Here is a 25,315-nt window from a genome sequence, read left to right on the forward strand (position 1 = left end):
ATCGCCCGCACGCCAGGGGTCCCCCGCGGCCCTCCGTAAGCCGGCGGGCCGCGGTGATCCCACCCGCCGGTTGCCCAGGGGGACGCCGGGACAGTCCTCGAGGTTGCTCTCCGTTCAGGTGCGGGATGATGGCACGGCACCTGTTGTGAACCTGAGGGAGACCCTCCATGGCACCGCGCATCCTTCTCGCCCGGCACGGTCAGACGGCGTGGTCGCTGTCCGGCAGGCACACCGGCCGGACGGATGTCCCCCTGCTCGACGAGGGCCGGCGCGGCGCCAAGCTGCTGGGGGAGCGGCTGCACCGCGAGCCGTGGTCCGGGCTGCCCGGCACGGAGATCCGGACCAGTCCGCTGCTGCGCGCGAGCGACACCTGTGAACTCGCCGGGTTCGGCGGCCGGGCCCAGGCGTGGGACGCGCTGATGGAGTTCGACTACGGCGCGTACGAGGGCATGACCCCGGCGGAGATCCAGGCGGTGCGGCCCGGCTGGTTCATCTGGCGCGACGGCGTCCCGGACGGCGAGACCCTGGCGCAGGTCGCGGCACGCGCCGACGAGGTGGTGGCGTGGGCGCGTTCGGCGGACCGGGACGCCCTGGTCTTCGCGCACGGCCACATCCTGCGCGCGATCGGGGCGCGCTGGCTGGGGGAGGACGTGTCGTTCGCGTCCCGCATCCGGCTGGCGCCGACCTCGCTGTCGGTCCTGAGCTGGGCGTACGGGGAACCGGCGCTGGACATCTGGAACGACACGGGGCATCTGGCGGCCTGACGGGCGCGTACAGGGCGTATCGGGAGGCGGGTACGGCGGTCCCCCGGTGATCCCCTCGGCGGTCCGGCGGCCGGGGGCACGCGCGCGGGTGGTCCGGGTCCGGGACGCGCGGGCCCGCGACGTTCGGACCGCCGACGCTCACACCCGTGACGGTCCGGTCCGGTGCGCGGTCGCCGCCGTCGACGCGTGACGGTCCAGGAACCCGCTCACCTCCGCCGCCCGACGTCTCGGCAGCAGCGTCCGCGCCATGCCCGCGAGCATGCCCTGGATACGCGTGGACTGGACCTCGCCCATCAGGTCCAGCACCTGGTGCCCGGCCGACGCGGCCTCGTCCGGGAAGCCCGCCTGTGCCAGGTCCGTCGCCAACTCCGCCCGGTAGAGCGCCAGATTGCGGGCGAAGTGCGGGTCCAGCAGGACCGTGGCCCGGTACGCGTGCCGGGCCGCCGCCGGCCAGTCGCCCAGCGCCGCGCGGCACCGGGCCTCCAGCGACTCCCGTTCCGGCTCCCCGAAGAACGACATCCACTCGGGATCGGTGTCCGACGTGCCCCGCCCGAACAGCGCGTGCGCCTGCCCGAGGGACCGCTCGCAGGCCGTACGGTCCCCGAGCCCCGCCCAGCCGCCCGCCTCGCGCAGCGCGAGGAGCGACAGCAGCCGGGGCGAGCCGAGGTCCCGTGCCGCCCGCAGCCCGGCCTGCGCCGCCCGGACCGCCTCGCGGTACCTGCCCGCGTCCCGCGCCAGGAACGACATGTTGCTGAACGCGTGCGCCTCCACACCCGGGTCGTCGGCGATCCGCGCGGTCGCCAGCGCCTCCGCGTAGTGCGACCGCGCGTCGTCGAACCGGCCCGAGTCGTGCGCCAGCCAGCCCACCGAGATCGCCAGTTCGCCCGCGCTCGCGTGCAGCCGCCCGGCCGTCGCGCGCCGGGACCGGGTGCCCGCGTCGAGGAGCGCGTACGCGGTACGCAGCGGCTGCGCCGCCCGCCGGTACAGCCCGTCCGCGCCGTGCCGGTCGTCCAGCAGACGGATCCGGCGCACCGTCTCCTCCAGCGCGTCCACCTCCGCCGCGCCCACCCGCCGGGGGCCCGGCACGGCGGCGGTCGCGGGCACGGCGCCGAGGCCGACGCCGATGCCGAGGCTCAGGGAGACGGCGGCCACCGACGCCGTACCGCTCGTCATGAACGCGCGCCGCCGCACGTCGCTCTCCTCGCCGCCGTGTCCGGTGTCGCCACCGGCCGGGGCCGGGGCGGGAGGCGTGGGCGGGGTCCGGCGCTGCTCCGGGACGGGCGCGGGCGCCGGCGACACCGGACACGGCACCGGGTGGGCGCCCGCCGAGGTCCTGGACGCCCGGCCGCGCACGCTCTCGCGGTCCGAGAAGCCGAGATCGGTCAGGGTGAGTCCGGGGAACATGTGGAGGAAGACCCGTTCGTACGCGTAGTTGGGGCAGCGGATCTCGCCCGCCTCGACCCGTCCGACATAGCGCGCGTCGCACGCGACCTGCTCACCGATCTCCCGCGCCGCCCGGCGCACGGCCGCCGCGAACTCCCCCGGCGAGCGGTGGCCGCGCAGCCTGCGGAAGGCGGAATTGGGCACTGCCCGGGTCGACGCCATGGCCGAGACCTCTCCTGGAACACCGTGGTCCTGCTTGCCGGTCGACCCCCGGTCGTCCCCGGTCACTTCTGGTTCCGGTCGCCGGGAGATCCGGTGTTCCGGCTGCCCGGAGATCCGGTGGCCCGACTGTTCGGCCGCACAAGAACCTACCTGGTGTGACGGCTTGGCTACAGAGAGTTTAGCTACAAACCGGATATCTCACCCACGATCTGCCATGAACTGCCATCCTTTGCGCCGGAATCGCGCCGTAGCCGCTGACTCCGCGAACCGTTGAACCATGCGGAGACGCGCCACGTGTCTCCATTCGACGAGGAGGGTTCCCTTGTTGGAGCTGGAGATCGGGATGAAGACCAGTGACGGCTCGTGGACGACTGCTCAGCACGGCCCGGCCGCCGGGGCGTGCGCCACGCCTCCCGTCGACCCGGTCGCCCCGCCCGCCGCGGCCTCCGAGGGCCACGACGAGGGTGCCGATGTGTGCTGCGACCTGGTGACCGTGCCGGCCCGGCAGGGACTGGAGGCCGTCGACATCCTGCGGCGGGGTGCGGGCGAGGCCCCGGCCGTGGGACCGGTGGTCCTCGACGGCGACTGCGACAACCTCGGATTCCTGGTGCCGTCCGGTACGGCGGCGGGCTGGGACATGCCGGGCAGCGCGTGTACGGAGACGGCGGGCCGGGGGCTGCGGATCCCCGCCGAGCCGCCCGTCACGGGAGGGGCCTGGCTGCTGCCGCCGGGCGGGGCCGTCGGCGGGGTCACGGACCCGGCGGTGCTGCGGGAGGCCCTGGACGAGGCGGCCCGGCTGATCGAGGCGGCGGACAGCACCCGGTAGGGCCCCGACACCACCGGCGGGGCCGGCAGGCCCGGCAGGACCTGCGAGCGACCCCGGCAGGACCCGCGCGCGGGCCCGGCCCGTGCGGCCCCCCACCACCGGGCGTACGTCCCCCGCCACCGGGCGCCCCCGCCGACGGGGGACAATGAACCGGTGGCGAAGAACCCGGCGGCGAAGAACAGACGGCGCGGACGCGGTGCCCCCGGGCCCGAGACCGTCACCGCGCCCGTCGACGGCGGGCTCGCCGAACTGGTCCCCGACCGCGAGCGCCCCCGCGCCTGGGAGCTGCTGATCGACGGCGCCCCGCAGTCCCACGTCGATCTGGCCGACCCGACCCGGCTCGCCTACGCCTACCAGCGCAGGCTCGGACACATCGCCGACCTTCTCGCGCCCGCCGGCCAGGCACTGCGCGTGGTGCACCTCGGCGGCGGCGCCTTCACCCTGGCCCGGTACGTCGCGGCGACCCGCCCCCGTTCCACCCAGCAGATCGTGGAGCTGGACGCCGCTCTGGTCCAACTGGTCCGCGCGGAACTGCCGCTGGACCCCGGCGCCCGGATCCGGGTCCGCTCCACCGACGCGCGGGCCGGGCTCGCCAAGGTGCCCGACGGCTGGGCGGACCTGATCATCGCGGACGTCTTCGGCGGCGCCCGCACCCCGGCGCATCTCACCAGCGCCGAATTCCTCGCCGACGTACGACGGGTGCTGGCGCCCGGCGGCGGTTACGCCGCCAACCTCGCCGACGGGCCGCCCCTCGCGCATCTGCGCTCCCAGATCGCCACCGCCGCGACCGTCTTCCCGGAACTCGCGCTCGCCGCCGACCCCGCCGTACTGCGCGGCCGGCGCTTCGGCAACGCCGTACTCCTCGCGTCGGACCGGGAGTTGCCGCTGGCCGAGCTGACCCGCCGGATCGCGGGCGACCCGCACCCGGGGCGGGTGGAACACGGGCGCGCGCTCCGGGACTTCACCGGAGGCGCGCTGCCCGTCACCGACGCGGACGCCCGGCCGTCACCCCTGCCACCGGCCGGTTCCTTCGACTGACCGGCCGGTGAACTCCCCGGCCCCGCCCGGCGGTCCCGGATCGCTCACCGCTACCCCTCACCCCTCACCGCTCGTCGATCTGGACGCGCGGCGCCGAGTCGTGCCAGGTGCAGAAGACGGAGATCTCCCGGTCGTCCCGCGTGAACGTCACCCGGATCCAGTAGTCCTGCTTCCAGACCTGCATCTGCCAGCCGCTCTCCGGCGTCGCCGACACCAACTCGCCCGCGTCGCCGCCCAGATCGAAGACGACCCGGCCGCCGTCGACCGGATAGCTCCTCACCTCGCCGTGCCCGCCGGAGTCCGGTCCGGGCGCCGCCGGCGGCCGCTCCCGCGACGGAGGCGCCGGCGGACTCGCCGACGGCTCGTCGTCGTCGGGTGTCCGGGCCGGGTCCGGGGGCTCGGACGACACCGGGGGCCGCGTGGCGGACGGTGACGGCGAAGGCGGCGAGGGCGGCGGGCTCGGCGGACGGTGCGTGGAGGCCGACCGCGGCAACGTGTCGCGCGTCGCGTCCGCGCTGATGGGAAGCGCGCGCGGCCGGTCGTACACCGTGCCCACCACGACCGTGTGGACACCCCACCACGACAGCGTGACCGCCGACCCGGTCGCCAGCGTCCACGCCAGTGCGTGTACGAGTCCTCTGCGCATCGGGGCCATACTGCACCACCCGCCCCGCACCTGTCGCTCCGGTCGCCGCCCGCGCGGGGACCCATCCGGAGCCCCGGCGTCCGCGAACGGCGGTCCGGAGTCCCCCGGATGGCGTACGGTGCCGCCCATGCCCAGTGTGCTCGTGGTCGAGGACGACCAGTTCGTGCGCTCCGCCCTCATCAGACACCTGACCGAGGCGTCCCACACCGTACGGAGCGTCGGCACCGCCCTGGAGGCGCTGCGCGAGGTCGCCCACTTCCGTTTCGACGTGGTCATACTCGACCTCGGACTGCCCGACCTCGACGGGTCGGAGGCGCTGAAGATGCTGCGCGGCATCACCGACGTGCCCGTGATCATCGCCACCGCGCGGGACGACGAGGCCGAGATCGTACGGCTGTTGAACGACGGCGCCGACGACTACCTCACCAAGCCCTTCTCGGTGGAGCACCTGTCGGCGCGGATGGCCGCCGTGCTGCGCCGTTCGCGTGCCGCCGCGCCCGAGGGCCCGCCCTCGCACGTCATCCGGGTCGGCGGCCTCATCATCGACCCGCTGCGCCGCCAGGCCGAACTCGACGGCGCCCGGCTGGATCTGACCCGCCGTGAGTTCGACCTGCTCGCCTTCCTCGCCGGACGGCCCGGTGTGGTCGTCGCGCGCAAGGAGCTGCTGGCCGAGGTGTGGCAGCAGTCGTACGGCGACGACCAGACCATCGACGTCCATCTCTCCTGGCTGCGCCGGAAACTGGGCGAGACGGCGGCCCGGCCGCGCTATCTGCACACGCTGCGCGGGGTCGGCGTCAAGCTGGAACCCCCGGCGCCCCGGCCCCCGCTGTCCGGCCCCCCGGCCCACGAGCCCCCGTCATGAGATGGGCGCTGGTCAGGGTCTCGCTCGCGGTGACCGTGATGGTCGTGCTCGCCTTCGCCGTCCCGCTGGGCCTCGTCATCAAGGAGATGGCCAAGGACCGGGCGTTCTCCAACGCCGAACGGCAGGCCGCCACCCTCGGCCCCGTGCTCTCCATCGCCCGGGGCCGCGAACAGCTCGAATGGGCCGTCCGCTCCAGCCCCATCGGCGACACGGGCCAGCTGGCCGTGCACGTACCGGCCTCCGACGAACCGGGCAGCGTGCCCATGGAGATCGGCACCCGGCGGGCCGCGCAGAAGGACCTGCGCGCCACCGAGGCCCTCGGCAGGGCGTCCATCGCCGAGGTCAGCGGCGGCTCGGCGCTGCTCCAGCCGATCGCGGTCTCCACCGGGAAGATCGCCATCATCGAGGTCTTCGTCCCCGAGGACGAGGTCTCCAACGGTGTCACCACCGCCTGGCTCGTCCTCGCGGGCGTCGGCGTCGCGCTGGTGGTGGGCTCCGTCGCCGTCGCCGACCGGCTCGGCGTACGGATGGTCGAGCCCGCCCAGCAACTCGCGGGCGCCGCCCACGACCTGGGCGAGGGGCGGCTCGGCGCCCGGGTGCCGGAGAAGGGCCCCACGGAACTGCGGTCCGCCGCGATCGCCTTCAACTCGATGGCCGACCAGGTCGTCCAACTCCTCGCCAACGAGCGGGAACTGGCCGCCGACCTCTCGCACCGGCTGCGCACCCCGCTGACCGTCCTGCGCCTCAACGCCGCCTCGCTCGGCGAGAGTCCGGCCGCCGACCAGACCCGGGCGGCCGTCGCGCAGCTGGAACGCGAGGTCGACACCATCATCCGTACGGCCCGCAAGGCCAAACCGCAGACCCGCGCGACCACCCCCGGCGTCGGCTGCGACGTCTCCGAGGTCATCCGCGAACGCATGGACTTCTGGTCCGCGCTGGCCGAGGACGAGGGCCGGACCGTACGGCTGGCCGGGCTCGGCCGTACGGTACGCATCCCGGTCGCCCGGCCCGAACTGGCCGCCGCCCTCGACGCGTTGCTCGGCAATGTCTTCCGGCACACCCCCGAGGGGACCGCCTTCGCCGTCGACGTCCACCACGCCGACGACGCCGTGATCGTCCTCGTCTCGGACGCGGGACCGGGCATCGCCGACCCCGAGGCGGCCCTCGTACGCGGCAACAGCGGTGCCGGCGACGGCTCGACGGGGCTCGGACTCGACATCGTGCGCCGGGTCGCCGAGTCGACCGGCGGCGATGTCCGCATCGGGCGCTCCGTGCTCGGCGGCACGGAGATACGGATCTGGATCGGACTGGACGGGCGGCGCGACCCGCGCGCCGACGGGGAGCGCCGGGGCCACCGGCCGCGCCGCCGGGCCCACCGTTAACCGACTCCCAACGCTGCCTTAAGGCGACCTCAAGAACCCGAAGTTCCGCCGCTTATGGGCGACTTGTCCGGGCGGGGGCGGCTAGCGTACGTGAACGGAACCCTCCGACCGCACGGCTGCCGACCCCCACCGGTCGCCACCCCACCGCGTCCCGGCCGACCCGTCCCCGGTCGGCCGGGACGCGCCCTTCCGGTTACTCCGGCGGCTCGGGCAGCACGCCCGTCCCCGTCAGCCGCGCGTACCAGCGGGCGCTGGTCTTCGGCGTACGGGCCTGTGTCTCGTAGTCGACGTACACCGCGCCGAACCGCTTCCCGTAGCCGCGCTCCCACTCGAAGTTGTCCAGCAGCGACCAGAGGAAGTACCCCCGTACGTCCGCCCCGTCGGCCATCGCCCGGTGCGCCGCCGCCAGATGGTCGTGCACGAAGCGGACGCGCTCCGGGTCGTGCACCGTCCCCTCCGCGTCCGGCCGGTCGTCGTAGGCCGCGCCGTTCTCGGTGATCACCAGCGGCACGCCGGGCGCCTCGCGGGTGAAGCGCATCAGCGCGTCGTACAGGCCCGAGGGATCGACCGTCCAGCCCATCTCCGTGGTCCTGCCCGGCGGCTGATGAAACGTCACCGACTCGGCGCCCGGCCACGGGGAGTTCCGGCCCGCGCCGTGCGCGTGGCCGTGACTGTCCCGGCCCGAGGCGTCCGCGCCGGTGTCCGTGGCGGCCGAGACGAGATGCGGCGTGTAGTAGTTGACGCCCAGCCAGTCCAGCGGCTGGTGGATCGTCGCCGGGTCGGCGGCCTTCACGAAGGACCAGTCGGTGATCCGCGCGGTGTCCTTGAACAGGTCCTCCGGGTAGGCGCCCGCCAGCATCGGCCCGGTGAAGATCCGGTTCGCCAGGGTGTCGATACGCCGCTGGGCGTCCAGATCCTCCGGCGACTGCGAACGGGCCCTTACCACCGCCGCGTTGTGGCAGACGGTGATCTCCGCCCGGCGGGGCAGCACCGTACGCAGCGCCTGCGCGGCCAGCCCGTGACCGAGGTTGAGATGGTGCGCGGCCCGCAGCGCGAGCACCGGATCGGTGCGGCCCGGCGCGTGCACCCCGGAGGCGTATCCCAGGAACGCGCTGCACCAGGGCTCGTTGAGAGTCACCCAGCGGTCGACCCGGTCGCCGAGCGCGTCGCCGAGTATGCGCGCGTACTCCGCGAACCTGAAGGCCGTCTCCCGTACCGGCCAGCCGCCCGCCGTCTCCAGATCGTGCGGCAGGTCCCAGTGGTAGAGGGTCAGGACGGGCCGGATGCCGCGCTCCAGCAGGTCGTCGACGAGCTTGCGGTAGAAGTCGAGACCGCGCTGGACCGCCGGGCCCCGGCCGATGGGCTGGACCCGGGACCAGGAGACCGAGAAGCGGTACGCGTTCACCCCGAGGTCCGCCATCAGCCGTACGTCCTCGGCCCTGCGGTGTATGTGGTCGGCGGCGGTGTCCCCGGTGTCGCCGTTCTCGACCTTGCCGGGGGTGTGGCTGAAGGTGTCCCAGATCGACGGGGTACGGCCGATCTCCCGCGCGCCGCCCTCGATCTGGTACGCGGCGGTGGCGGTACCCCACAGGAAGTCGGGAGGGAAGCTGAGGGACATGAGTACTCCGGGTAGGGGAGTCGGGGTGAGGACGGGTCGCCGCGGGCCGGTGGCGGAGGAATGCGCGGTCACGGCGGAAGAAGGCGCGGTCAGCCCTTGACCGCTCCTGTCATGATGCCACCGACGATCTGCCTGCCGAAGATCACGAAGGCGAGCAGCAGCGGAAGCGTGCCGAGCAGCGCGCCGGCCATGATGACCGACTGGTCGGGAATGTAACCGCGGCCGAGGCCGGTGAGGGCCACCTGCACGGTCGGGTTGCCGCTCTGGGTGAGCGCGATGATCGGCCAGAAGAAGTCGTTCCAGGCCAGTACGAAGGTGAGCATGCCCAGCACCGCCATCGCGGGCCGCGCCACCGGGAGGACGACGTGCCGCACAACGCGCCAACTGCTCGCGCCGTCCACCCGCGCCGCCTCGATCAGCTCGGTCGGCAGCGCCTGGAGCAGATACTGCCGCATGAAGAACACCCCGAACGCGCTCACCAGCGTGGGCAGCACGACGGACTGGAGCCGGTCGGTCCAGGACAGCTCCGCGATCAGCAGGTAGAGCGGGACGACACCGAGCTGGGGCGGCACCATCATCGTGCCGATCACCACCAGCAGCAGCGCGTTCTTGAAACGGAAGCGGAGCTTGGCGAAGGCGAAGCCCGCGAGGGTGGAGAACAGCACCGTCCCGGCGGCCACGGTGCCCGCCACCAGGAGGGTGTTGAGCAGCGCCGTACCCATGTTCGCGTCGGTCCAGGCGATCCGGAGATTGCGCGGGAGATTGCGGCCGAACCAGAACGGCGGGGGAGTCTGTGCCAGCCGGGTCGTGTTGCGGGAGGCGGCGATCGCGGTCCAGACGAGCGGGAACAGCGAACCGGCGGCGAACAGCGTGAGCACGGCGTACGTGAGCCGGCCCGCGTGCCGGTGGAGATGCCGGTGCTGAGGGCGTTGTCGTTGCTGTCGAACGGGGGAGGTTCGTACGGTCTCCGTCACGCTCGTGGTCGCCGTCTCCGTCACGTACTCCTCCGCAGCCTGCGCGCGACGAGCCGGTTCACCGCGCCGATGATCAGCAGGATCAGGAACATCGCCCAGGCGATCGCCGAGGCCCGGCCGAGATGCAGATTCACCCAGCCCTGCTCGTACAGATAGAGCCCGAGCGTCTGGAACTGGTGGTCCGCCCCGCCGGTCGCGCTCCCGCCGCCGCTGAACAGCAGCGGCTCACCGAACAGCTGGGTCGCGCCGATCGTCGACACGACACAGGTGAAGAGGATCGTGGGCCGCAGGGACGGCACCGTCACATGCAGGAACTGCCGCCACCGCGACGCCCCGTCGAGCGCCGCCGACTCGTACAGCTCCTCGGGGATCGACCGCATCGCCGCCAGATAGATCAGCGCGTGGTAGCCCGTCCACCGCCACACGACGATTGCGGAGACGGCCAGTTGGGAGGTCCACGTGCCGTTCTGCCAGTCGACCGCGCCGAACCCGGCCAGTCCCAGCGCCCAGTTGATCATCCCGTGGTCACGGCCGAAGAGCAGCACGAAGACCAGGGTCGCGGCGGCGACGCTCGTGGCGTACGGCGTGAGGACCGCGACCCGGAAGAACACCGAGCCGCGCAGCCGGTGGTTGAGCAGGTGCGCCAGGCCCAGGGCGACGAGCAGTTGGGGGACGGTCGAGAGCAGCCCGATGGTCACGGTGTTCCGCAGGGCGTTCCAGAAGAACGTGTCGGTGAGCAGCCGGGAGTAGTTGCGGAGCCCCACCCACTCCGGGTCGCCGGGCGCGGTGAGCTCCACCCGGTGCAGCGAGGCCCAGCCGGTGTAGAGGAGCGGGAAGAGCCCGAAGACGGCGAAGAGGAGGAAGAAGGGGGCGACGAAGGCGTACGGGCTCCACCGGGCGTCCCACCGGTGCCGACGGGTGCGCCAGGTCAGGGAGTTCCGCTGTTTCCGGCCTTCGTGGCTTTCGTGGCCTTCGCGGTCCTCCTGGACTCTGCGGCCTTCCCGGTCCTGAGGGCTGTCCCGGTCCTCGCGGCTCTCCCGGCCCTCGTGGGCGTCGCGGTCCGGGCGGCCGCCGGGGCGCGCGGGACACGGCGCCGCGCTCCCCTCCCACCCGGCGGGCGCCGGTGCTGTCGCGTCACCCGTCACCCCCGTCATGTCGCTCACCGGTCCAGCGCGTTGTCGATCGCCTTCACCGCGGCGTCCCAGCCCTGCCGCGCCGATCTTCCCCGCTGGTCGACCTGGAGCATGCCGACGTCCGCCAGGTTCTGGGCGATGACCAGGTCCTTCGGGCCCACGATCTGGACGGGCACGCCCTTGGCCGCGTCGGCGAAGATCCGGCCCAGGGGCGCGTTGCCGAAGTAGGGATGGCGGGCGCGGGCGACGGCCGGCAGATCGTACGCGGCACGGGAACTCGGAAAGCTGCCGCGCCTCTCGAACAGCTTCGCCTGCTGCTCGGGCGCGGTCAGCCAGGCGGCCAGCCGGGCCGCCGCCGCCTTGTTCCGCCCGGCCTCCGGCACGGTCAGGAACGAGCCGCCCCAGTTGCTGGGCCGGGGCGCCGCCGCGATGTCCCAGGCACCCTCGCCCGCCTCGCCCGCCTTGTCCTGGATGTACCCGAGCATCCAGGCCGGACAGGAGACGGTCGCGAACGTTGCGTTGGCGAATCCCTGGTCCCAGGAAGGGGTGAACTGCTGGAGCCTGCCGGTCAGTCCCTCGCGGGCGAACGCCGCCGCGGTGTCCCAGGCGTGCCGTACGGCGGGGCTGGTCTTGTAGACGACCCGGCCGTCCGCGTCGTAGAACCGTTTCCGGCTCCCGCCGGTGATCGCCGCCATCACCCCGGCCGCCGAGTCGACGAAGGCGGTCCCCTTCGGCGCCCGCGCCCGGTACCGCTTCCCCGCCACCAGATACTTCCGCCAGTCGCCCGCCCACATCCTCCCGACGGCCCTGCGGTCGGTGGGCAGCCCCGCCTTGGCGAACAGGTCCCGGCGGTAGCAGATGCCCTGCGGTCCGACGTCGGTGCCGAGGCCGACGGTCCTCCCGTTCGCGGTGGTGCCCTGCGCCCACTTCCAGGGCAGGAAGCCGTCCTTCCGTACACCCTCGACCCGGCCCAGGTCCATGAGCCGGCCGGCCTGGGTGGCGGTGACCTCGGCGATGTTGTTGACCTCGACGGCCTGGATGTCGGCGAGTCCGCTGCCGCTGCCCAGATGGGTGAGGAGCTGCGGGTAGTAGTTCTCGTTGCGCTCGATCGACGTCTGCCTGACGGTGACGTCCCGGTGGAGCCGCATGTACTCGTCGTACAGCCCGGCCTCCTTGAGTCCGAACGTCCCGAAGACCCCCACGGTCAGCGTCGTCCCCCGGTCGCCGCCCACACCGCCGGTGCCGCCCCCGGTCACGGTGCCGTACGCGGGCTCGGCCGGGTCCTCGGCGCACGCGGCGAGCGGTCCGGCCGCGAGCGCGGCGACGACGGCGAGGCCCGCCAGCCGGCGGGAGACGCGGCGATGTGCGCGCATGACGTCCTTCCTTCGACACCGGCCGGGGGCCGCGCCCGCAGGCCCCCGGTGCTGGACCCGGTCGCAGGTCCCGTCCGCACGTCCCGGACCTGGGGCGAGACATCGTGGGAGCGCTCCCACGAGTGGGTCGAGCGTCCCCGCTCGCATGGGAGGTGTCAAGGGACCGGGCGGCGACACGGCGAAGGGCCGGTCCGCTCGCGCGAACCGGCCCTTGCTTCGTAAGGGTGAGTAACGGGACTTGAACCCGCGACATCCTGGACCACAACCAGGTGCTCTACCAGCTGAGCTATACCCACCATGCCCGGTCGGTCCATGTTTCCGACCGGCCGAGAAAAAGTGTACAGGGTCCGTGAGGGTGCTCGCTCCCGAGTTTCGCGGGGTGCGGGCGGGCGTTCCCGTGGTCCCCGCGCGTCCGTGGCAGTGCCCGTAACGACGCCGATGCCACTGGGGACGCCGGTGACGACGCCGGTGGCGGACCCGCCCCACGCGCCGGACCGGACGCCCTACCGCACGTGCTTCGCCGCGATCGCCTTCGCCGTGTCCGAGTCCGGGCCGGGCTGCGGCACGAAGACCGCCTCGCGGTAGTAGCGCAGCTCCGCGATGGACTCGCGGATGTCGGCCAGCGCCCGGTGATTGCCGCTTTTCTCCGGGCTGTTGAAGTAGGCGCGCGGATACCAGCGGCGCGCCAGCTCCTTGACCGACGAGACGTCCACGATCCGGTAGTGGAGGTAGCCCTCCAGCTCCGGCATGTCACGCAGCAGGAAGCCCCGGTCGGTGCCGACCGTGTTCCCGCACAGGGGGGCCTTGCCCGGCTCCTTGACATGCTCGCGTACGTACGCCAGGACCCGCTCCTCGGCGTCGGCCAGCGTGGTGCCGCCGGCCAGCTCGTCGAGGAGGCCCGAGGCGGTGTGCATCTGCCGCACCACCTCGGGCATCGTCTCCAGCGCCGCGTCCGGGGGACGCACGACGATGTCGACGCCCTCGCCGAGCACGTTCAGCTCCGAGTCGGTGACCAGCGCCGCCACCTCGACGAGTGCGTCCTCCGTCAGCGAGAGCCCGGTCATCTCGCAGTCGATCCACACCATTCGATCATTCATGCGCCCAACCCTACGGTGCGCTCCGCTGGCCGGGCAGGCTCGGGCGCCCGGGACCGGAGGCGAACGCCTCCGAGTAGGGCTTCACCGGCTCGGACAGTGCCGACGACGCCGTCGCGGAACCGGACACCGGCCGCCGGGACCCCGGCGAGACCTGTGCCGGTACGACCGGCTCCATCGGAGCCGGTACGTGCTGGTCCCCGTTCGGGCGGCGGGCCCGGTAGGCGGCCCGGTACGCGGCGGGGGAGGAGCCCAGCTGTCGCCGGAAGTGCCCGCGCAGCGCCACCGGCGAACGGAAGCCGCAGCGGCCGGCGACCTCGTCGACCGAGTAGTCGGAGGTCTCCAGCAGCCGCTGCGCCTGGAGCACGCGCTGCGTGATCAGCCACTGGAGCGGCGCGCTGCCGGTGAGCGAACGGAAACGGCGGTCGAACGTCCTGCGGCTCATGTAGGCGCGGGCGGCCAGAGTCTCCACGTCGAACTGCTCGTGCAGATGCTCCAGCGCCCAGGCGACGACCTCGGCGAGCGGGTCGGAGCCGATTTCCTCCGGTAAAGACCTGTCGAGATAGCGCTCCTGACCGCCACTGCGGCGCGGCGGGACGACGAGCCTGCGCGCCAGTGCCCCGGCGGCCTCGGTCCCGTGATCCGTACGCACTATGTGCAGACACAAATCGATGCCCGCCGCCGTGCCCGCGGAGGTGAGCACGTCACCGTCGTCCACGAACAGTTCGCGCGGGTCCACATGGACGGACGGATAACGCTTGGCCAGCGTCGGCGCGTACATCCAGTGCGTGGTCGCCGGGCGGCCGTCCAGCAGACCGGCCGCGGCGAGCACGAACGCGCCGGTGCACAGGCCGACGATCCGCGCCCCCTCCTCGTGCGCCCGGCGCAGCGCGTCGAGCGCCTCGGGCGGCGGCGGCGAGGTGATGGACCGCCAGGCCGGGACGACCACCGTGCCCGCTCTGCCGATCGCGTCCAGGCCGTAGGGCGTGGTGAGTTCGAGCCCGCCGGTGGTGCGGAGCGGACCGTCCTCCCCACCGCACACGAGCAGCCGGTAGCGCGGAACCCCGGCATCCTGGCGGTCGATGCCGAACACGGAGAGCGGGATGGAGCTCTCGAAGATGGGCCCACCGCTGAACAGCAGTACGGCGACGACTTCACGGCGTCGGCGGCCGGAAAGCTTGCGTGCTGACTCCGGTGCGGCAATGGAGTCCTGGCTCATGGCGCTAAGCCCCCCTCGGTGTTCGCGTCTCCCCGTTCGTGTCGGGTCTTTCGCTCCTGCACGATTCCCCTCGGTTTTGCACGGGACCCCACTCTTCGCTACTCATGATCGAATCTACTGTGTCCCGTGGTGCCGGCGTGACAAGTTCGCTATCCAGCGCTATGTCGACAAGGCAACGTGGCGCGAAGCATTCGATCACGAAGCGTTCCACTCGCGCGGCCCTCAGGGAAGTGCGCCTCACGCGCATGGCCCGTCCCCGTAGGCTCTTCGCGGCCGGAAAGGACCTCTCTGCGCTGGTGACAAGGGGGTTGGCAGGCCATTTCGCCATGGATGTGTCGCAGGGGCGAAGTTGGCTGAAAACTTACGGGTGTGCAGACCCGGAAGTGTCAGCCCCCGGCGCACTTCAGTCAAGCGTCCGAGCGCTCCGTCGCGCCCCCGGGGCTTGGGGTTACCCGCCGTACGGCGTCCCGTTCACCCCGCTGCCCACGACCCCGGCCCCGTCACCGCCCGCGTCGCCGCCGTCACCGACCGCGCCGCCACCGTCGCACTTTCAGCGCCGCCGTCCGCCACCGTCCAGTGCCCCACGCGCTCCCGTCCGCCGCGCCCGGAGCGGGCGTTCCGCGCGGCGCAGCAGCAGCCGGCAGACGGCCGTCACGGCGACGAGCGCGAGCGCGGGTACGGCCGCCCCGCCGACCGAGGTGCCGAACACCACGACCACGACGGGCACCAGCAGACAACCGAACGCCGCCCAGCGAACCACATCACTCGCGGAATCGGCGGGTTCGGCGGGTCCGGCGAGGGCCCCGGGCGCCGTCGGTGCGGCGGACACGCCCGGAGCGGCCGACGCTTCCGGCGTCGCGGACACGCCCGTTACGGCCTCGGTTCCGGCGGGGGAGACGTGAGGGTGCGGTCGTACGGACACGTGAGCTCCCTGGTGACGGGGTGGCTGTGGTGACTGGTGTGACTGCGTGGACGACGAGGACCCGTGATCAACGAGGTCTCCGGCCGTCCGGTCACTCACCACCCCCCGAGTGGCCCGCCCCCGGACGCCCCGGTGTACGGGCCATCCGGCGTTGCGATCACCGACGGGCTCGGGCATGCTCCCCAGACAGCGCCGCTCACGCCGCGGCGTTGTCTGGGCAGAAGAGGAGTGCCGCCGTACCCTTGGGGGTAAGGGGTTGGGAAGATGATTCCCAGACACAGCTCTGTTGCCCCGTCAATTATTGCTCCTTCACACAAGGACCTTCCTCGCCGAGACATCGATGGCCGGTCACGAAATCCCCGAACCCGCTGACCGCGAGCAGTTGACCGACCCCGCGTCGGACCTGCGAGCGGCGGAAGAGACGCGCCACTCCTGTGATCCCGCCTTCCGGCACGGAGTGGTCGTGGGCTTCGACGGCTCGACGTCGAGCGAGCGCGCGCTGGCGTACGCCATCGGCATGGCCCGCAGGCTCGGCTCGGCCCTGATCATCGTTCATGTCGCCAACCGGCTGCCCACGACCGTCTGGGCGGGCTGCGAACCCCCGGTCTTCGTGGACGTCCCGGACCACCGCACCGAAGTGCTCGGCCTCGAACTGGCCTGCGCGGACTATCTCGCGGAGGTGCCCTGGATCCTCGTCGAGCGCGGCGGCGACATCTGCCACGAACTCGAAGAGGTCGGCCAGGAGTACTCCGCCGACGCGATCGTCGTGGGCTCCACACAGGGCGTCGTCGGGCGCATCTTCGGCACGGTGGCGGGACGGCTGGCACGACGGGCCAGACGGCCCGTCGTGGTCATCCCGTAGTCCGCCGGCCCGGTGGTCCCGTGGTCCGGTAACCCCTCGGTCCGGCGGGGTCCGTGTCGCTCCGTCCGGCGGGGCCGTCTACTCCACCGTCACGGACTTCGCCAGATTGCGCGGCTTGTCGATGTCCCGGCCCAGCGCCAACGCCGTGTGGTAGGCGAGCAGTTGGAGCGGAATCCCCATCAGGATCGGGTCCAGCTCCGTCTCGTTCTTCGGCACCACGATCGTGTGGTCGGCCTTCGGCTGCTCCTGGTGCGCGACCGCCAGGATCCGGCCGCTGCGCGCCTTGATCTCCTCCAGCGCCGCGCGGTTCTTCTCCAGCAGGTCGTCGTCCGGCACGATCGCCACCGTCGGCAGGGCCGGCTCGATGAGCGCCAGCGGTCCGTGCTTCAACTCCGAGGCGGGGTACGCCTCGGCGTGGATGTACGAGATCTCCTTGAGCTTCAACGAGGCTTCCAGCGCCACCGGATAGCCGCGCACCCGGCCGATGAACATCATCGACTTCGCGTCCGCGTACTCCTCCGAGACCTTCTTGATCTCGGCCTCGGTCTTCAGGATCTCCTCGATCTGGGCGGGCAGCCTGCGCAGCCCCTCGATGATCCGCCTGCCGTCGGCCACCGACAGGTCGCGGATCCGGCCCAGGTGCAGCGCGAGCAGCGCGAAGGCGACCACCGTGTTGGTGAAGCACTTGGTGGAGACGACGCAGACCTCGGGGCCCGCGTGCACGTACACACCGCCGTCGGTCTCGCGGGCGATCGCCGAGCCGACGACGTTGACGACGCCGAGCACCCGGGCGCCCTTGCGCTTCAGTTCCTGCACGGCGGCCAGGACGTCGTACGTCTCGCCCGACTGCGACACGGCGATGTAGAGCGTGTCCGGGTCCACGACCGGGTTGCGGTAGCGGAACTCGGACGCGGGCTCGGCGTCCGCCGGGATGCGCGCCAGCGACTCGATCAGCCCGGCGCCGATGAGACCCGCGTGGTACGAGGTGCCACAGCCGAGGATCTTGATGCGCCGCACCCCGCGCGCCTCGCGCGCGTCCAGGTTCAGGCCGCCCAGGTGCACGGTGGAGAACCGGTCGTCGATCCGGCCCCGCAGCACCCGGTCCACGGCCTCGGCCTGCTCGGAGATCTCCTTGTGCATGTACGTGTCGTGGCCGCCCATGTCGTACGACTCGGCCTCCCACTCCACGGTGGTCGGCGTGGCCGAGGTGCGCGAGCCCTCGGTGGTGTACGTACGGAAGTCGTCGGCCTTGAGGGTGGCCATCTCGCCGTCGTCCAGGGTGACGACCTGGCGGGTGTGGGAGACCAGCGCGGCCACGTCGGAGGCGACGAACATCTCCTTCTCGCCGATGCCGAGGACGACGGGCGAGCCGTTGCGGGCGACGACGATCCGGTCCGGGAAGTCGGCGTGCAGGACGGCGAGTCCGTACGTGCCCTCCACCAGCTTCAGCGACTGGCGGACCTTCTCCTCCAGCGTGTCGGCCGTCGAGCGGGCGATGAGGTGGGTCAGGACCTCGGTGTCGGTCTCGGAGAGGAACACGACACCGTCGGCCTCCAGCCTCGCGCGGAGTTCGGTGGCGTTGTCGATGATGCCGTTGTGGACGACGGCGACCTTGTTGTCCGCGTCGAGGTGCGGGTGCGCGTTGTGGTCGCTCGGGACGCCGTGGGTCGCCCAGCGGGTGTGCGCGATACCGGTGGTGCCCGCGAAACGCTTGGGGACACGGGACTCCAGCTCACGGACGCGGCCCTTGGCCTTGACCATCTTCAGCGTCGCGGGCTTGCCGGCGGCAGGCTTCCCGGTGATGACCAGGCCCGCGGAGTCGTACCCCCGGTACTCCAGCCGCTGGAGCCCCTCCAGCAGCAGCGGCGCGACGTCCCGCCGTCCGATGTAACCGACGATTCCGCACATATCAGTCCCTGCCCCATCCGTCGTTGTCCAGTGGTGCCCGCGCCCGCTGTCCGGTCCCGCGCGAGGCCGTGCCGATCGGCGCGAAGGTCGCGCCGGGCGTGTCAGCCGTAGACGATGCGCCGGAGCTGTCTGAGGGACAGCTCCGGCGGTGCCACCGCGCGGTGCGGCAGTTCGGCCGCGATCCGTTCGAAGATCGCCGGGTTCACGGCGCCGCCGCCCTGGAGCTCGCGGTGTCGGCGCCGGACGAACTCCTCGGTGGTCTCGTCGAAGTACGCCAGGACGTCCAGGATCACGCGGGCGGCCTCGCCGCGCGGAAGCGCGGTGCTGCGGACCAGATGGTCGACGAGGTCGTCGTGGGACGAGGGAGAACGGCGTTCGAGCACGCGTAGATACTGCTGGTGTCCGGAGGTCTTTGCAAGAAATCTGCCCGATTCCGGGCAAGGGTGGCCTTGATCTCAAGGGGAGGCGCGCGTACGCGGACGGAGTCATGGGCGGATCCGCTCGACGGGCCGTCTGGTCGACGGGTCTGCTCGAAGGATCCGCCCGACGGAGCTGCGGGCGGGCCGGTCGGAAGCGGTCCGGGGTCGTCGGACGCCTCCGGGCCCCGGGTGACGATCGTCCGGGGCCGGGGCCGGGGCTGGGGCTGGGGTAGGGGCGGCGGGGTCAGAGGCGCTTGAGGATCGCCTGCTTGGCGGTGGTGAACTCCTCCGCCGTCAGGATGCCCGCCTGGTGCAGCTCGCCCAGCTCCCGCAGCCTGCGCAGCAGCGCGTCGTGGTCGTCCCCGCTCGCCGACGCGGGCGCGCCGCCCTCCACGGGGCCCGCCGTGAGGGCGGCGACGTCGGCGGGCGGGGCGTACGGATGCGGCAGCCGGGCGGCCACGGCGGCGGCGACCAGCGCCATCAGCGGGTCCTTCCGGAAGCCGTACAGCTCCACGGCGTGCGGGTCGTACTTGGGCGCCGGGGAGTTGCCCCTGCCGACCCGGAAGCGCAGGAAGCCGTTCTCCAGCCCCGCGCTGGGCCGCCACTCCACGGACTCCACGTCGCCGATCGGGAGGGTGGTGGTGCCCCGCGAGGACTTCGACTCCTCGGTCTTCCAGTTCCACTCCAGCCGTATCAGCTCTCCGTCGAAGGAGGCCGTCCCGTCGCCCGCGCCCGTCGTGATCGGCAGGGACGGGCCGGGCAGCAGATAGCGGTCGGTCCGGCCCGTGTCGACCTCGTCCAGCAGCAGGGCGGTGCGCACCTCGTCCACGACGTACTCGGCGACCCCCGCGCGGTCGTTGTCCACGGTCAGCCGGTACGGGTCGGAACCGTCGTCCAGCTTGCCGCCCGCGACCCCCGTCAGCGGGTCCGCGCCGTCGCGCAGCCGCAGCCTGAGCCGCCCCGACCTGCGGCCCGGTTCGAACGTGACACCCGCCAACGCCTGGAGCGGGACGGCGACTTCGCCCAGCGACTTGCGGAGCAGACCGACGCGTTTGTCGCTGCCGGGCACGATGCGCACCGTCTCGCCGTCGAAGGTCCAGGTGCCGTCCGTCTGGATGATTTCCGCCATGCGCCGATTCTTCCACCCGACCACCCGAAATTGGTCTACACCTTGACCCCGGGAGGGGTGGGGAGTTCCGATGGGGGAGGTCCGACCGCTTCGCACCACAGTCGTGAACTCCCCGAAGGAGCAAGCTCTGTGAGACAGCACGGAACAACCCCCCACACCCCCGCGCCGCCCGCCGGGCGTCGCTCCGCGACCCGCCGCCTGCGCGCACCGCTGCTCGCCGCCGTCGCCCTCCTCTCGTGCGTGGCCGCCTCGGGCGGTGTCGCCGACCCCGGAGCCGGCGGTGGCGGCGGTGCGGGAGGCGGCGGCGGAGGTGGCGGCGGGGGCGGCTGGCGTACGGCGGCCACGACCGCCCCGGCCGTCCGGCCGCTCGGCGACATCGTCCCCGTGCCCGCCTCGGTGCGGCCGGGCGGGACGCCGTACGCCATCACCGCCTCGACCCGCATCCGGGTCGCCGACGACTCCCGCGAGGCGCGCCGCGTCGCCGGTTATCTGGCGGGGCTGCTGCGGCCCTCCACCGGCTACGACCTGCGGATCACCGACGACGGCGGGGGAAGCGGGGACCGGGGACGGGGCGGCCGGGGCGACGCCGGGATACGGCTGCGGCTGGTCTCCGGCGACCGGGACCGCGCGCTCGGCCCCGAGGGCTACCGGCTGGAGTCCGGCCGCGACGGCGTCACGCTCACCGCCCGCGAGCCCGCCGGACTCTTCCACGCCGTCCAGACCCTGCGGCAGCAACTCCCCGCCGCCGTGGAGCGCGACAGCCGGCAGCGCGGCCCCTGGAGAATCGCCGGCGGCACCCTCACCGACACCCCGCGCTACGCCTACCGGGGCGCCATGCTCGACGTCTCCCGCCACTTCTTCGACGTCGGACAGGTCAAGCGCTACATCGACCAGCTGGCCCTCTACAAGATCAACACCTTGCATCTGCACCTCTCCGACGACCAGGGCTGGCGCCTCGCCATCGACTCCTGGCCGCGCCTGGCCACCTACGGCGGCTCGACCGCCGTCGGCGGCGGCCCCGGCGGTCACTACACCAAGGCGCAGTACCGCGAACTCGTGCGTTACGCCGCCTCCCGCCATCTCGAAGTCGTCCCCGAGATCGACATGCCGGGCCACACGAACGCCGCGCTCGCCTCGTACGCCGAGCTGAACTGCGACGGTGTCGCGCCGCCCCTCTACACCGGCACGGCCGTCGGCTTCAGCTCGCTGTGCGCGACGAAGGAGATCACGTACGACTTCGTCGACGACGTGGTGCGGGAGCTGGCCGCGCTGACGCCCGGCCGGTATCTGCACATCGGCGGCGACGAGGCGCACTCCACCAGCCACGCCGACTACGTGGAGTTCATGCGCCGCGCCCAGGCCGTGGTGGCCGGGTACGGCAAGACGGTGATGGGCTGGCACCAGCTGACCGGCGCGGAACCGGTGGAGGGCCGGGTCGCGCAGTACTGGGGGTACGACGCCACGGGCGCAGCCGAGCGCGCGCAGGTCGCGGAGGCGACGAGGAACGGTACGAAGCTGGTGCTGTCCCCCGCCGACCGGGTCTATCTCGACATGAAGTACGACCGGAACACCGAGCTGGGGCAGACCTGGGCCGGACTGGTGGAGGTGGACCGCTCGTACGACTGGGACCCGGCGGCCTATCTCGCGGACGCGGGGGTCGACCCGGGCGCGGTGCTGGGCATCGAGGCCCCGCTCTGGTCGGAGACGCTGACGACGAGCGACGACATCGAGACGATGGCGTTCCCGAGGCTGCCCGGAGTGGCGGAGATCGGCTGGTCCCCGCAGTCGGCACGGGACTGGGACACCTACCGCGAGCGCCTGGCGTCCCAGGGGCCCCGGCTGACGGCGCTGGGGATCGACTACTACCGCTCACCGGTGGTGCCGTGGTCCGAGGAGTGAGGGCGGCGGCCGGCCGGCGGCGGGGCCGGCTGAGGGGCGGAGACGCGGTGACGGGAATGTGCCGTGGCGCGGACATGCCGTGACGGGTCGGGGCCGGGGGGTCGGCCGATCCGGGGACCCGCCGTGAGGCTCGTGGATCGGTCGGGCTCAGGGCGGGGCGGGTCGGGCGGTCGGGTCGGCAGGTGGTGCCGGCTCGTGGCGGCCGGTCTCACGGCGGGGCGCACGGTCGGACCGGGTCGTCGTGGGGTCGGCTCACGGCGGGGCGCATGGTCGGACCGGGTCGTCGTGGGGTCGGCTCACGGCGGGGCGCATGGTCGGACCGGGTCGTCGTGGGGTCGGCTCACGGCGGGGCGCCGCCGGGTGGTCGGTCGATTCGGTTGGCGGCCCGTGCCGTTGAGCCGTCTGGTTGAGTACGGGTACTCACGCCGCCGGCGACGCGCTCGGCGACCATGAGAGCGATCGCCGCTCGCCGTCCCTCCCGGAGGCTCCTCATGCTCAGCCGTACAGCCGCCGCCCTGGTGCCGTTCTTCGGCCGCCTCACGGTCACGCTGGACGCCGGGGCGGACCTCGCGCCGGGGAGCATCGTCGCCGCGAACCACACCTCGCTCAGCGACCCGGCGATCGTGCTCGCCGCGCTGCGCCGGCAGGGCGTCGAGCCGGTCGTGATGGCGGCGGCGGGGCTGTGGCGCGTACCGATCATCGGGCGGGTGCTCACCCGCGGCGGGCACGTGCCCGTCCGGCGGGCGGACCCCCGTGCCGCCCGCTGCCTCGAAGACGCCGCCGACGCGCTGGCGCGGGGACGAGTCGTGCTCATCTACGGCGAGGGCGGCATACCGGACGGCACCGCCGAGGCGCCTCCCCGGCGGTTCCGCAGCGGACTGGCCCGGCTCGCCGCCGCCACGGGCGCGCCCGTGGTCCCGCTCGGACAGGCCGGGGCCCGGCGCGTCATGTCCGGCGGTGGCGCGGGGCAGTTGGCACGGTTGGCCGCCGCACCGCTGCGCCGCCCGGAGCTGCGGGTGCACATCGGCGCCCCCGTGCGGCTGACGGGCGGTCTGCCGGCGGCCACCGCGCAGGCGCACGCGGCGGTCACGGCCGCCTGGCTGACCGCGACGGGCGTGGCCGGGGCGCCGTCGGGCCCGGTCGCCGAACCGGGCCGGGCCGCCGAACCGGGCCGTGTTTCGGACCCGGTTCCGAACCCGGGCCGTGTTTCGGACCCGGTTCCGGCGGCGCGGGCGGGCGTCTGACCCGGCCCGGGGGCGGGTCCGCTTCCAGGCCCGGCCCCGGGGCCAGGTCCGGGTCCGTCAGGTGACCTTCCGGGCCTTCTCGATCGCGGCGGCCAGTTCGTCCAGGATCAGCGCGCACTTGTCGTACGAGTAGATGGGCTCCGTCACGCGCGGAGTCACCTGGCCCGCCTTGACGGCCGGCAGCTGCGCCCATGTCGGCTTCACGGTCAGGTCGTCGGGCTGAAGCTGCGAGGAGCGGTTGTCCAGCATGATCACGTCGGCCGGGTACTTGTCCGCGTTCTCCCAGCTCAACTCCTCGTAGAAGCCCTGGGCGTTGACCTTCGGCTCGACGAACTTCACGCCGAGCTCCTGGTAGTAGAGGGTGTCGGCGGACGTCTTGGCGAGGGAGACGTAGAGCAGGTCCTGGCCGGCGCCGGCGATCATCACCGTGATCTCCGGCTTGGACTTGGCGGCGGCCCGCAGCCGCGCCGCCGCCTTCTCGAACGCGGCCTTGGCGTCGGAGACCTTCTTGGTCGTCAGGTCCGCGCCCAGTGACTCGGCGAGATCCGCGTGCCGCTGGATCGCCTTGGGGACGGTGGTGCCGGAGGCGAGGAGCGCGACGCTGGGGGCCAGCTGGAGGATCTTGTCCTTGGACTCCTCGGGCACGTACCAGAGTTCGCCCTCGATCCACTGGGTGGTGATGAGCAGCTCGGGGTTGAGCGCCGCGTATTTCTCGACGTTGAACTCGCCCCAGACGTTGCCGATGATCTCGACCTTGGTGACATCGAGGTCGCCCGCCTGGAGGTCGGGCTTGCCGTCCTTGGTGGTGGTCGGCCCGAAGACGCCCTTGACCTGGACCCCGTAGTCGTGGAGCGCGGCGGCGAGGCCGGTGAAGGCGACGATGTTCGTGGGGACGCTGTCGGCCTCGGCCGTCTCGCCCCGGTCGTCCTTGAACGACCAGGGTCCGGCCTTCGCGTCCCCGTCCCCGGTGCTCCCGGCGTTCCCGGCGGAGTCCCCGTCCCCGCACGCGGCGAGCACGACCCCGAGACCGACGGCGCCCCCGGCGGCGAGGACACCGCGACGGCTGAGGGACGAGTGCAGGGTGTTGCGCATGTCGATGTCCGCTTTCGTACGCGCCGGGGACCGGCCGGTGACTGGTGAAAGTAGGTTAGCCTAACCTTCCTTCACTGCAACCGGCCGGGTCGCCGCCGTACACGGTCGCCTCCGGCGGCACCGCTCGGCGGCCGGTGCCGGAGCTGAGCCCTACAGCCCCAACTCCCGTGCGATCAGCATCCGCTGGACCTCGCTCGTGCCCTCGCCGATCTCCAGGATCTTGGAGTCGCGCCACATACGGGCCACCGGATACTCGTTCATGAAGCCGTAGCCGCCGTGGATCTGGGTGGCCTCGCGCGCGTTGTCCACCGCCACCGTGGACGAGTAGAGCTTCGCCAGCGCCGCCTCCTTCTTGAAGGACTCGCCGTGGACCAGCCGGGAGGCCGCGTCACGCCAGCCCAGACGGGCCATGTGCGCGCGCATCTCCATGTCGGCGATCTTGAACTGGATCGCCTGGTTGGCGCCGATCGGACGGCCGAAGGCGCGGCGCTCCCTCGCGTACTTCACCGATTCGTCCACACAGCCCTGCGCCAGGCCCGTCGCCAGCGCGGAGATCGCGATCCGGCCCTCGTCCAGGATGCGGAGGAACTGGGCGTACCCCCGGCCCTCCGTGCCGAGCAGGTTCGCCAGCGGGACGCGGACGTCGGAGAAGGACAGCTCACGGGTGTCCGACGCGTTCCAGCCGACCTTCGAGTACGGGGCGGCGACCGTGAAGCCGGGGGTGCCGGAGGGGACGATGATCGAGGAGATCTCCGGGCGGCCGTCCTCCTTGCGGCCGGTGACCGCCGTGACCGTGACCAGACCGGTGATGTCCGTACCGGAGTTGGTGATGAAGCACTTCGAGCCGTTGATGACCCACTCGTCCCCGTCACGCACGGCCGTGGTGCGCGTGCCTCCGGCGTCCGAGCCCGCCTCGGGCTCGGTCAGGCCGAAGGCGCCCAGCAGCTCACCGGAGCACAGACGCGGCAGCCACTCCCGCTTCTGCTCCTCCGTACCGAAGAGGTGCAGCGGCATCGCGCCGAGCGAGACACCCGCCTCCAGGGTGATGGCCACCGACGAGTCGACGCGCGCCAGCTCCTCCAGGGCGATACCGAGCGCCATGTAGTCGCCGCCCATGCCGCCGTACTCCTCGGGGAAGGGCAGACCGAACAGCCCCATCCGGCCCATCTCGCGCACGATCTCGTACGGGAACTCGTGGCGCTCGTAGAAGTCGCCGATCTTGGGCGCGACGACGTCCTGCGCGAACGCCTCGACGGTGCGGCGCAGTTCGTCGTGTTCCGGCGAGAGCCGGTGGTCCAGGGACATG

Annotated in this window: 22 protein-coding genes and 1 tRNA gene; 8 read left to right on the plus strand and 15 right to left on the minus strand. The window is 72.6% G+C overall.

Annotation, left to right across the window (positions count from 1 at the left end; translation table 11 throughout):
* The first annotated feature begins 167 nt into the window (after positions 1 to 167).
* Positions 168 to 764 (plus strand): histidine phosphatase family protein, encoded by a 597-nt coding sequence (locus OG875_RS20695; RefSeq protein ID WP_330175706.1) that lies wholly within the window; start codon positions 168 to 170, stop codon positions 762 to 764.
* 138 nt (positions 765 to 902) lie between these two features.
* Here the strand turns inward: OG875_RS20695 and OG875_RS20700 are convergent, their stop codons facing one another.
* Positions 903 to 2,369 (minus strand): tetratricopeptide repeat protein, encoded by a 1,467-nt coding sequence (locus OG875_RS20700; protein ID WP_330175707.1) that lies wholly within the window; start codon positions 2,367 to 2,369, stop codon positions 903 to 905.
* A gap of 343 nt (positions 2,370 to 2,712) precedes the next feature.
* Between OG875_RS20700 and OG875_RS20705 the strand changes: the two genes are divergently transcribed.
* Entirely contained in the window at positions 2,713 to 3,195 is a 483-nt protein-coding gene (locus OG875_RS20705) for a hypothetical protein (RefSeq protein ID WP_330177835.1), read from the plus strand.
* Between the two features lie 153 nt (positions 3,196 to 3,348).
* Positions 3,349 to 4,233, plus strand: coding sequence for a spermidine synthase (locus OG875_RS20710; protein ID WP_330175708.1), 885 nt, complete (start codon positions 3,349 to 3,351; stop codon positions 4,231 to 4,233).
* Positions 4,234 to 4,297: 64 nt separating this feature from the next.
* Here the strand turns inward: OG875_RS20710 and OG875_RS20715 are convergent, their stop codons facing one another.
* Positions 4,298 to 4,888, minus strand: a complete 591-nt coding sequence (locus OG875_RS20715; RefSeq protein WP_443079157.1) for a hypothetical protein — start codon at positions 4,886 to 4,888, stop codon at positions 4,298 to 4,300.
* Between the two features lie 118 nt (positions 4,889 to 5,006).
* Between OG875_RS20715 and OG875_RS20720 the strand changes: the two genes are divergently transcribed.
* Both OG875_RS20720 and OG875_RS20725 read left to right on the plus strand, forming a co-directional pair.
* Entirely contained in the window at positions 5,007 to 5,741 is a 735-nt protein-coding gene (locus OG875_RS20720; protein ID WP_330175710.1) for a response regulator transcription factor, read from the plus strand.
* Positions 5,738 to 7,123: a sensor histidine kinase gene (locus tag OG875_RS20725; protein ID WP_330175711.1), complete on the plus strand. Its 1,386-nt coding sequence runs from the start codon at positions 5,738 to 5,740 to the stop codon at positions 7,121 to 7,123. Before OG875_RS20720 ends, OG875_RS20725 begins: the two co-directional genes overlap by 4 nt.
* 193 nt (positions 7,124 to 7,316) lie before the next feature.
* Here the strand turns inward: OG875_RS20725 and OG875_RS20730 are convergent, their stop codons facing one another.
* From OG875_RS20730 to OG875_RS20765, 8 genes are all read right to left on the minus strand, one after another.
* Positions 7,317 to 8,741: a GH1 family beta-glucosidase gene (locus OG875_RS20730; RefSeq protein ID WP_330175712.1), complete on the minus strand. Its 1,425-nt coding sequence runs from the start codon at positions 8,739 to 8,741 to the stop codon at positions 7,317 to 7,319.
* A gap of 89 nt (positions 8,742 to 8,830) precedes the next feature.
* The gene (locus tag OG875_RS20735; protein ID WP_330177836.1) at positions 8,831 to 9,619 is read right to left on the minus strand and encodes a carbohydrate ABC transporter permease; all 789 of its coding nucleotides are present in this window, start codon (positions 9,617 to 9,619) and stop codon (positions 8,831 to 8,833) included.
* Positions 9,620 to 9,735: 116 nt separating this feature from the next.
* Positions 9,736 to 10,869, minus strand: a complete 1,134-nt coding sequence (locus OG875_RS20740; protein WP_443079276.1) for a carbohydrate ABC transporter permease — start codon at positions 10,867 to 10,869, stop codon at positions 9,736 to 9,738.
* A gap of 5 nt (positions 10,870 to 10,874) precedes the next feature.
* Positions 10,875 to 12,221 (minus strand): ABC transporter substrate-binding protein, encoded by a 1,347-nt coding sequence (locus OG875_RS20745; protein ID WP_330175714.1) that lies wholly within the window; start codon positions 12,219 to 12,221, stop codon positions 10,875 to 10,877.
* Between the two features lie 223 nt (positions 12,222 to 12,444).
* Positions 12,445 to 12,517, minus strand: a tRNA-His gene (locus OG875_RS20750).
* A gap of 207 nt (positions 12,518 to 12,724) precedes the next feature.
* Positions 12,725 to 13,318 carry an oligoribonuclease gene (gene orn / locus OG875_RS20755; RefSeq protein WP_330175715.1) on the minus strand — a complete coding sequence of 198 codons (594 nt, stop codon included), beginning with the start codon at positions 13,316 to 13,318 and terminating at the stop codon, positions 12,725 to 12,727.
* A 10-nt stretch (positions 13,319 to 13,328) separates the two neighbouring features.
* A complete protein-coding gene (locus OG875_RS20760) occupies positions 13,329 to 14,534 on the minus strand; it encodes a GlxA family transcriptional regulator (protein WP_330175716.1) in 1,206 nt (401 codons plus the stop codon).
* 550 nt (positions 14,535 to 15,084) lie between these two features.
* On the minus strand, positions 15,085 to 15,363 hold the full coding sequence (locus tag OG875_RS20765; protein ID WP_330175717.1) for a hypothetical protein: 279 nt from the start codon (positions 15,361 to 15,363) through the stop codon (positions 15,085 to 15,087).
* A gap of 433 nt (positions 15,364 to 15,796) precedes the next feature.
* On the opposite strand from OG875_RS20765, the gene OG875_RS20770 reads away from it, so the two are divergent.
* Positions 15,797 to 16,318, plus strand: coding sequence for a universal stress protein (locus OG875_RS20770; protein WP_330175718.1), 522 nt, complete (start codon positions 15,797 to 15,799; stop codon positions 16,316 to 16,318).
* Positions 16,319 to 16,396: 78 nt separating this feature from the next.
* Here OG875_RS20770 and glmS read toward each other — a convergent pair whose 3' ends face one another.
* The 3 genes from glmS to OG875_RS20785 all read right to left on the minus strand — a co-directional run bounded on the left by glmS (position 16,397) and on the right by OG875_RS20785 (position 19,774).
* Positions 16,397 to 18,226 (minus strand): glutamine--fructose-6-phosphate transaminase (isomerizing), encoded by a 1,830-nt coding sequence (glmS, locus tag OG875_RS20775; protein WP_330175719.1) that lies wholly within the window; start codon positions 18,224 to 18,226, stop codon positions 16,397 to 16,399.
* A 101-nt stretch (positions 18,227 to 18,327) separates the two neighbouring features.
* On the minus strand, positions 18,328 to 18,609 hold the full coding sequence (locus tag OG875_RS20780) for a hypothetical protein (protein ID WP_330175720.1): 282 nt from the start codon (positions 18,607 to 18,609) through the stop codon (positions 18,328 to 18,330).
* 280 nt (positions 18,610 to 18,889) lie between these two features.
* Entirely contained in the window at positions 18,890 to 19,774 is an 885-nt protein-coding gene (locus tag OG875_RS20785) for a DUF4429 domain-containing protein (protein WP_330175721.1), read from the minus strand.
* A 129-nt stretch (positions 19,775 to 19,903) separates the two neighbouring features.
* On the opposite strand from OG875_RS20785, the gene OG875_RS20790 reads away from it, so the two are divergent.
* Together OG875_RS20790 and OG875_RS20795 are read left to right on the plus strand one after the other, a co-directional pair.
* Positions 19,904 to 21,673, plus strand: coding sequence for a beta-N-acetylhexosaminidase (locus OG875_RS20790; protein ID WP_330175722.1), 1,770 nt, complete (start codon positions 19,904 to 19,906; stop codon positions 21,671 to 21,673).
* Between the two features lie 491 nt (positions 21,674 to 22,164).
* On the plus strand, positions 22,165 to 22,917 hold the full coding sequence (locus OG875_RS20795) for a lysophospholipid acyltransferase family protein (RefSeq protein WP_330175723.1): 753 nt from the start codon (positions 22,165 to 22,167) through the stop codon (positions 22,915 to 22,917).
* 57 nt (positions 22,918 to 22,974) lie between these two features.
* Here the strand turns inward: OG875_RS20795 and OG875_RS20800 are convergent, their stop codons facing one another.
* Entirely contained in the window at positions 22,975 to 24,009 is a 1,035-nt protein-coding gene (locus tag OG875_RS20800; RefSeq protein WP_330175724.1) for an ABC transporter substrate-binding protein, read from the minus strand.
* 150 nt (positions 24,010 to 24,159) lie between these two features.
* Positions 24,160 to 25,314 (minus strand): acyl-CoA dehydrogenase family protein, encoded by a 1,155-nt coding sequence (locus OG875_RS20805; protein WP_330175725.1) that lies wholly within the window; start codon positions 25,312 to 25,314, stop codon positions 24,160 to 24,162.
* Position 25,315 lies beyond the last annotated feature (1 nt).

The organism is Streptomyces sp. NBC_01498, assembly GCF_036327775.1.
GTDB lineage: Bacteria > Actinomycetota > Actinomycetes > Streptomycetales > Streptomycetaceae > Streptomyces.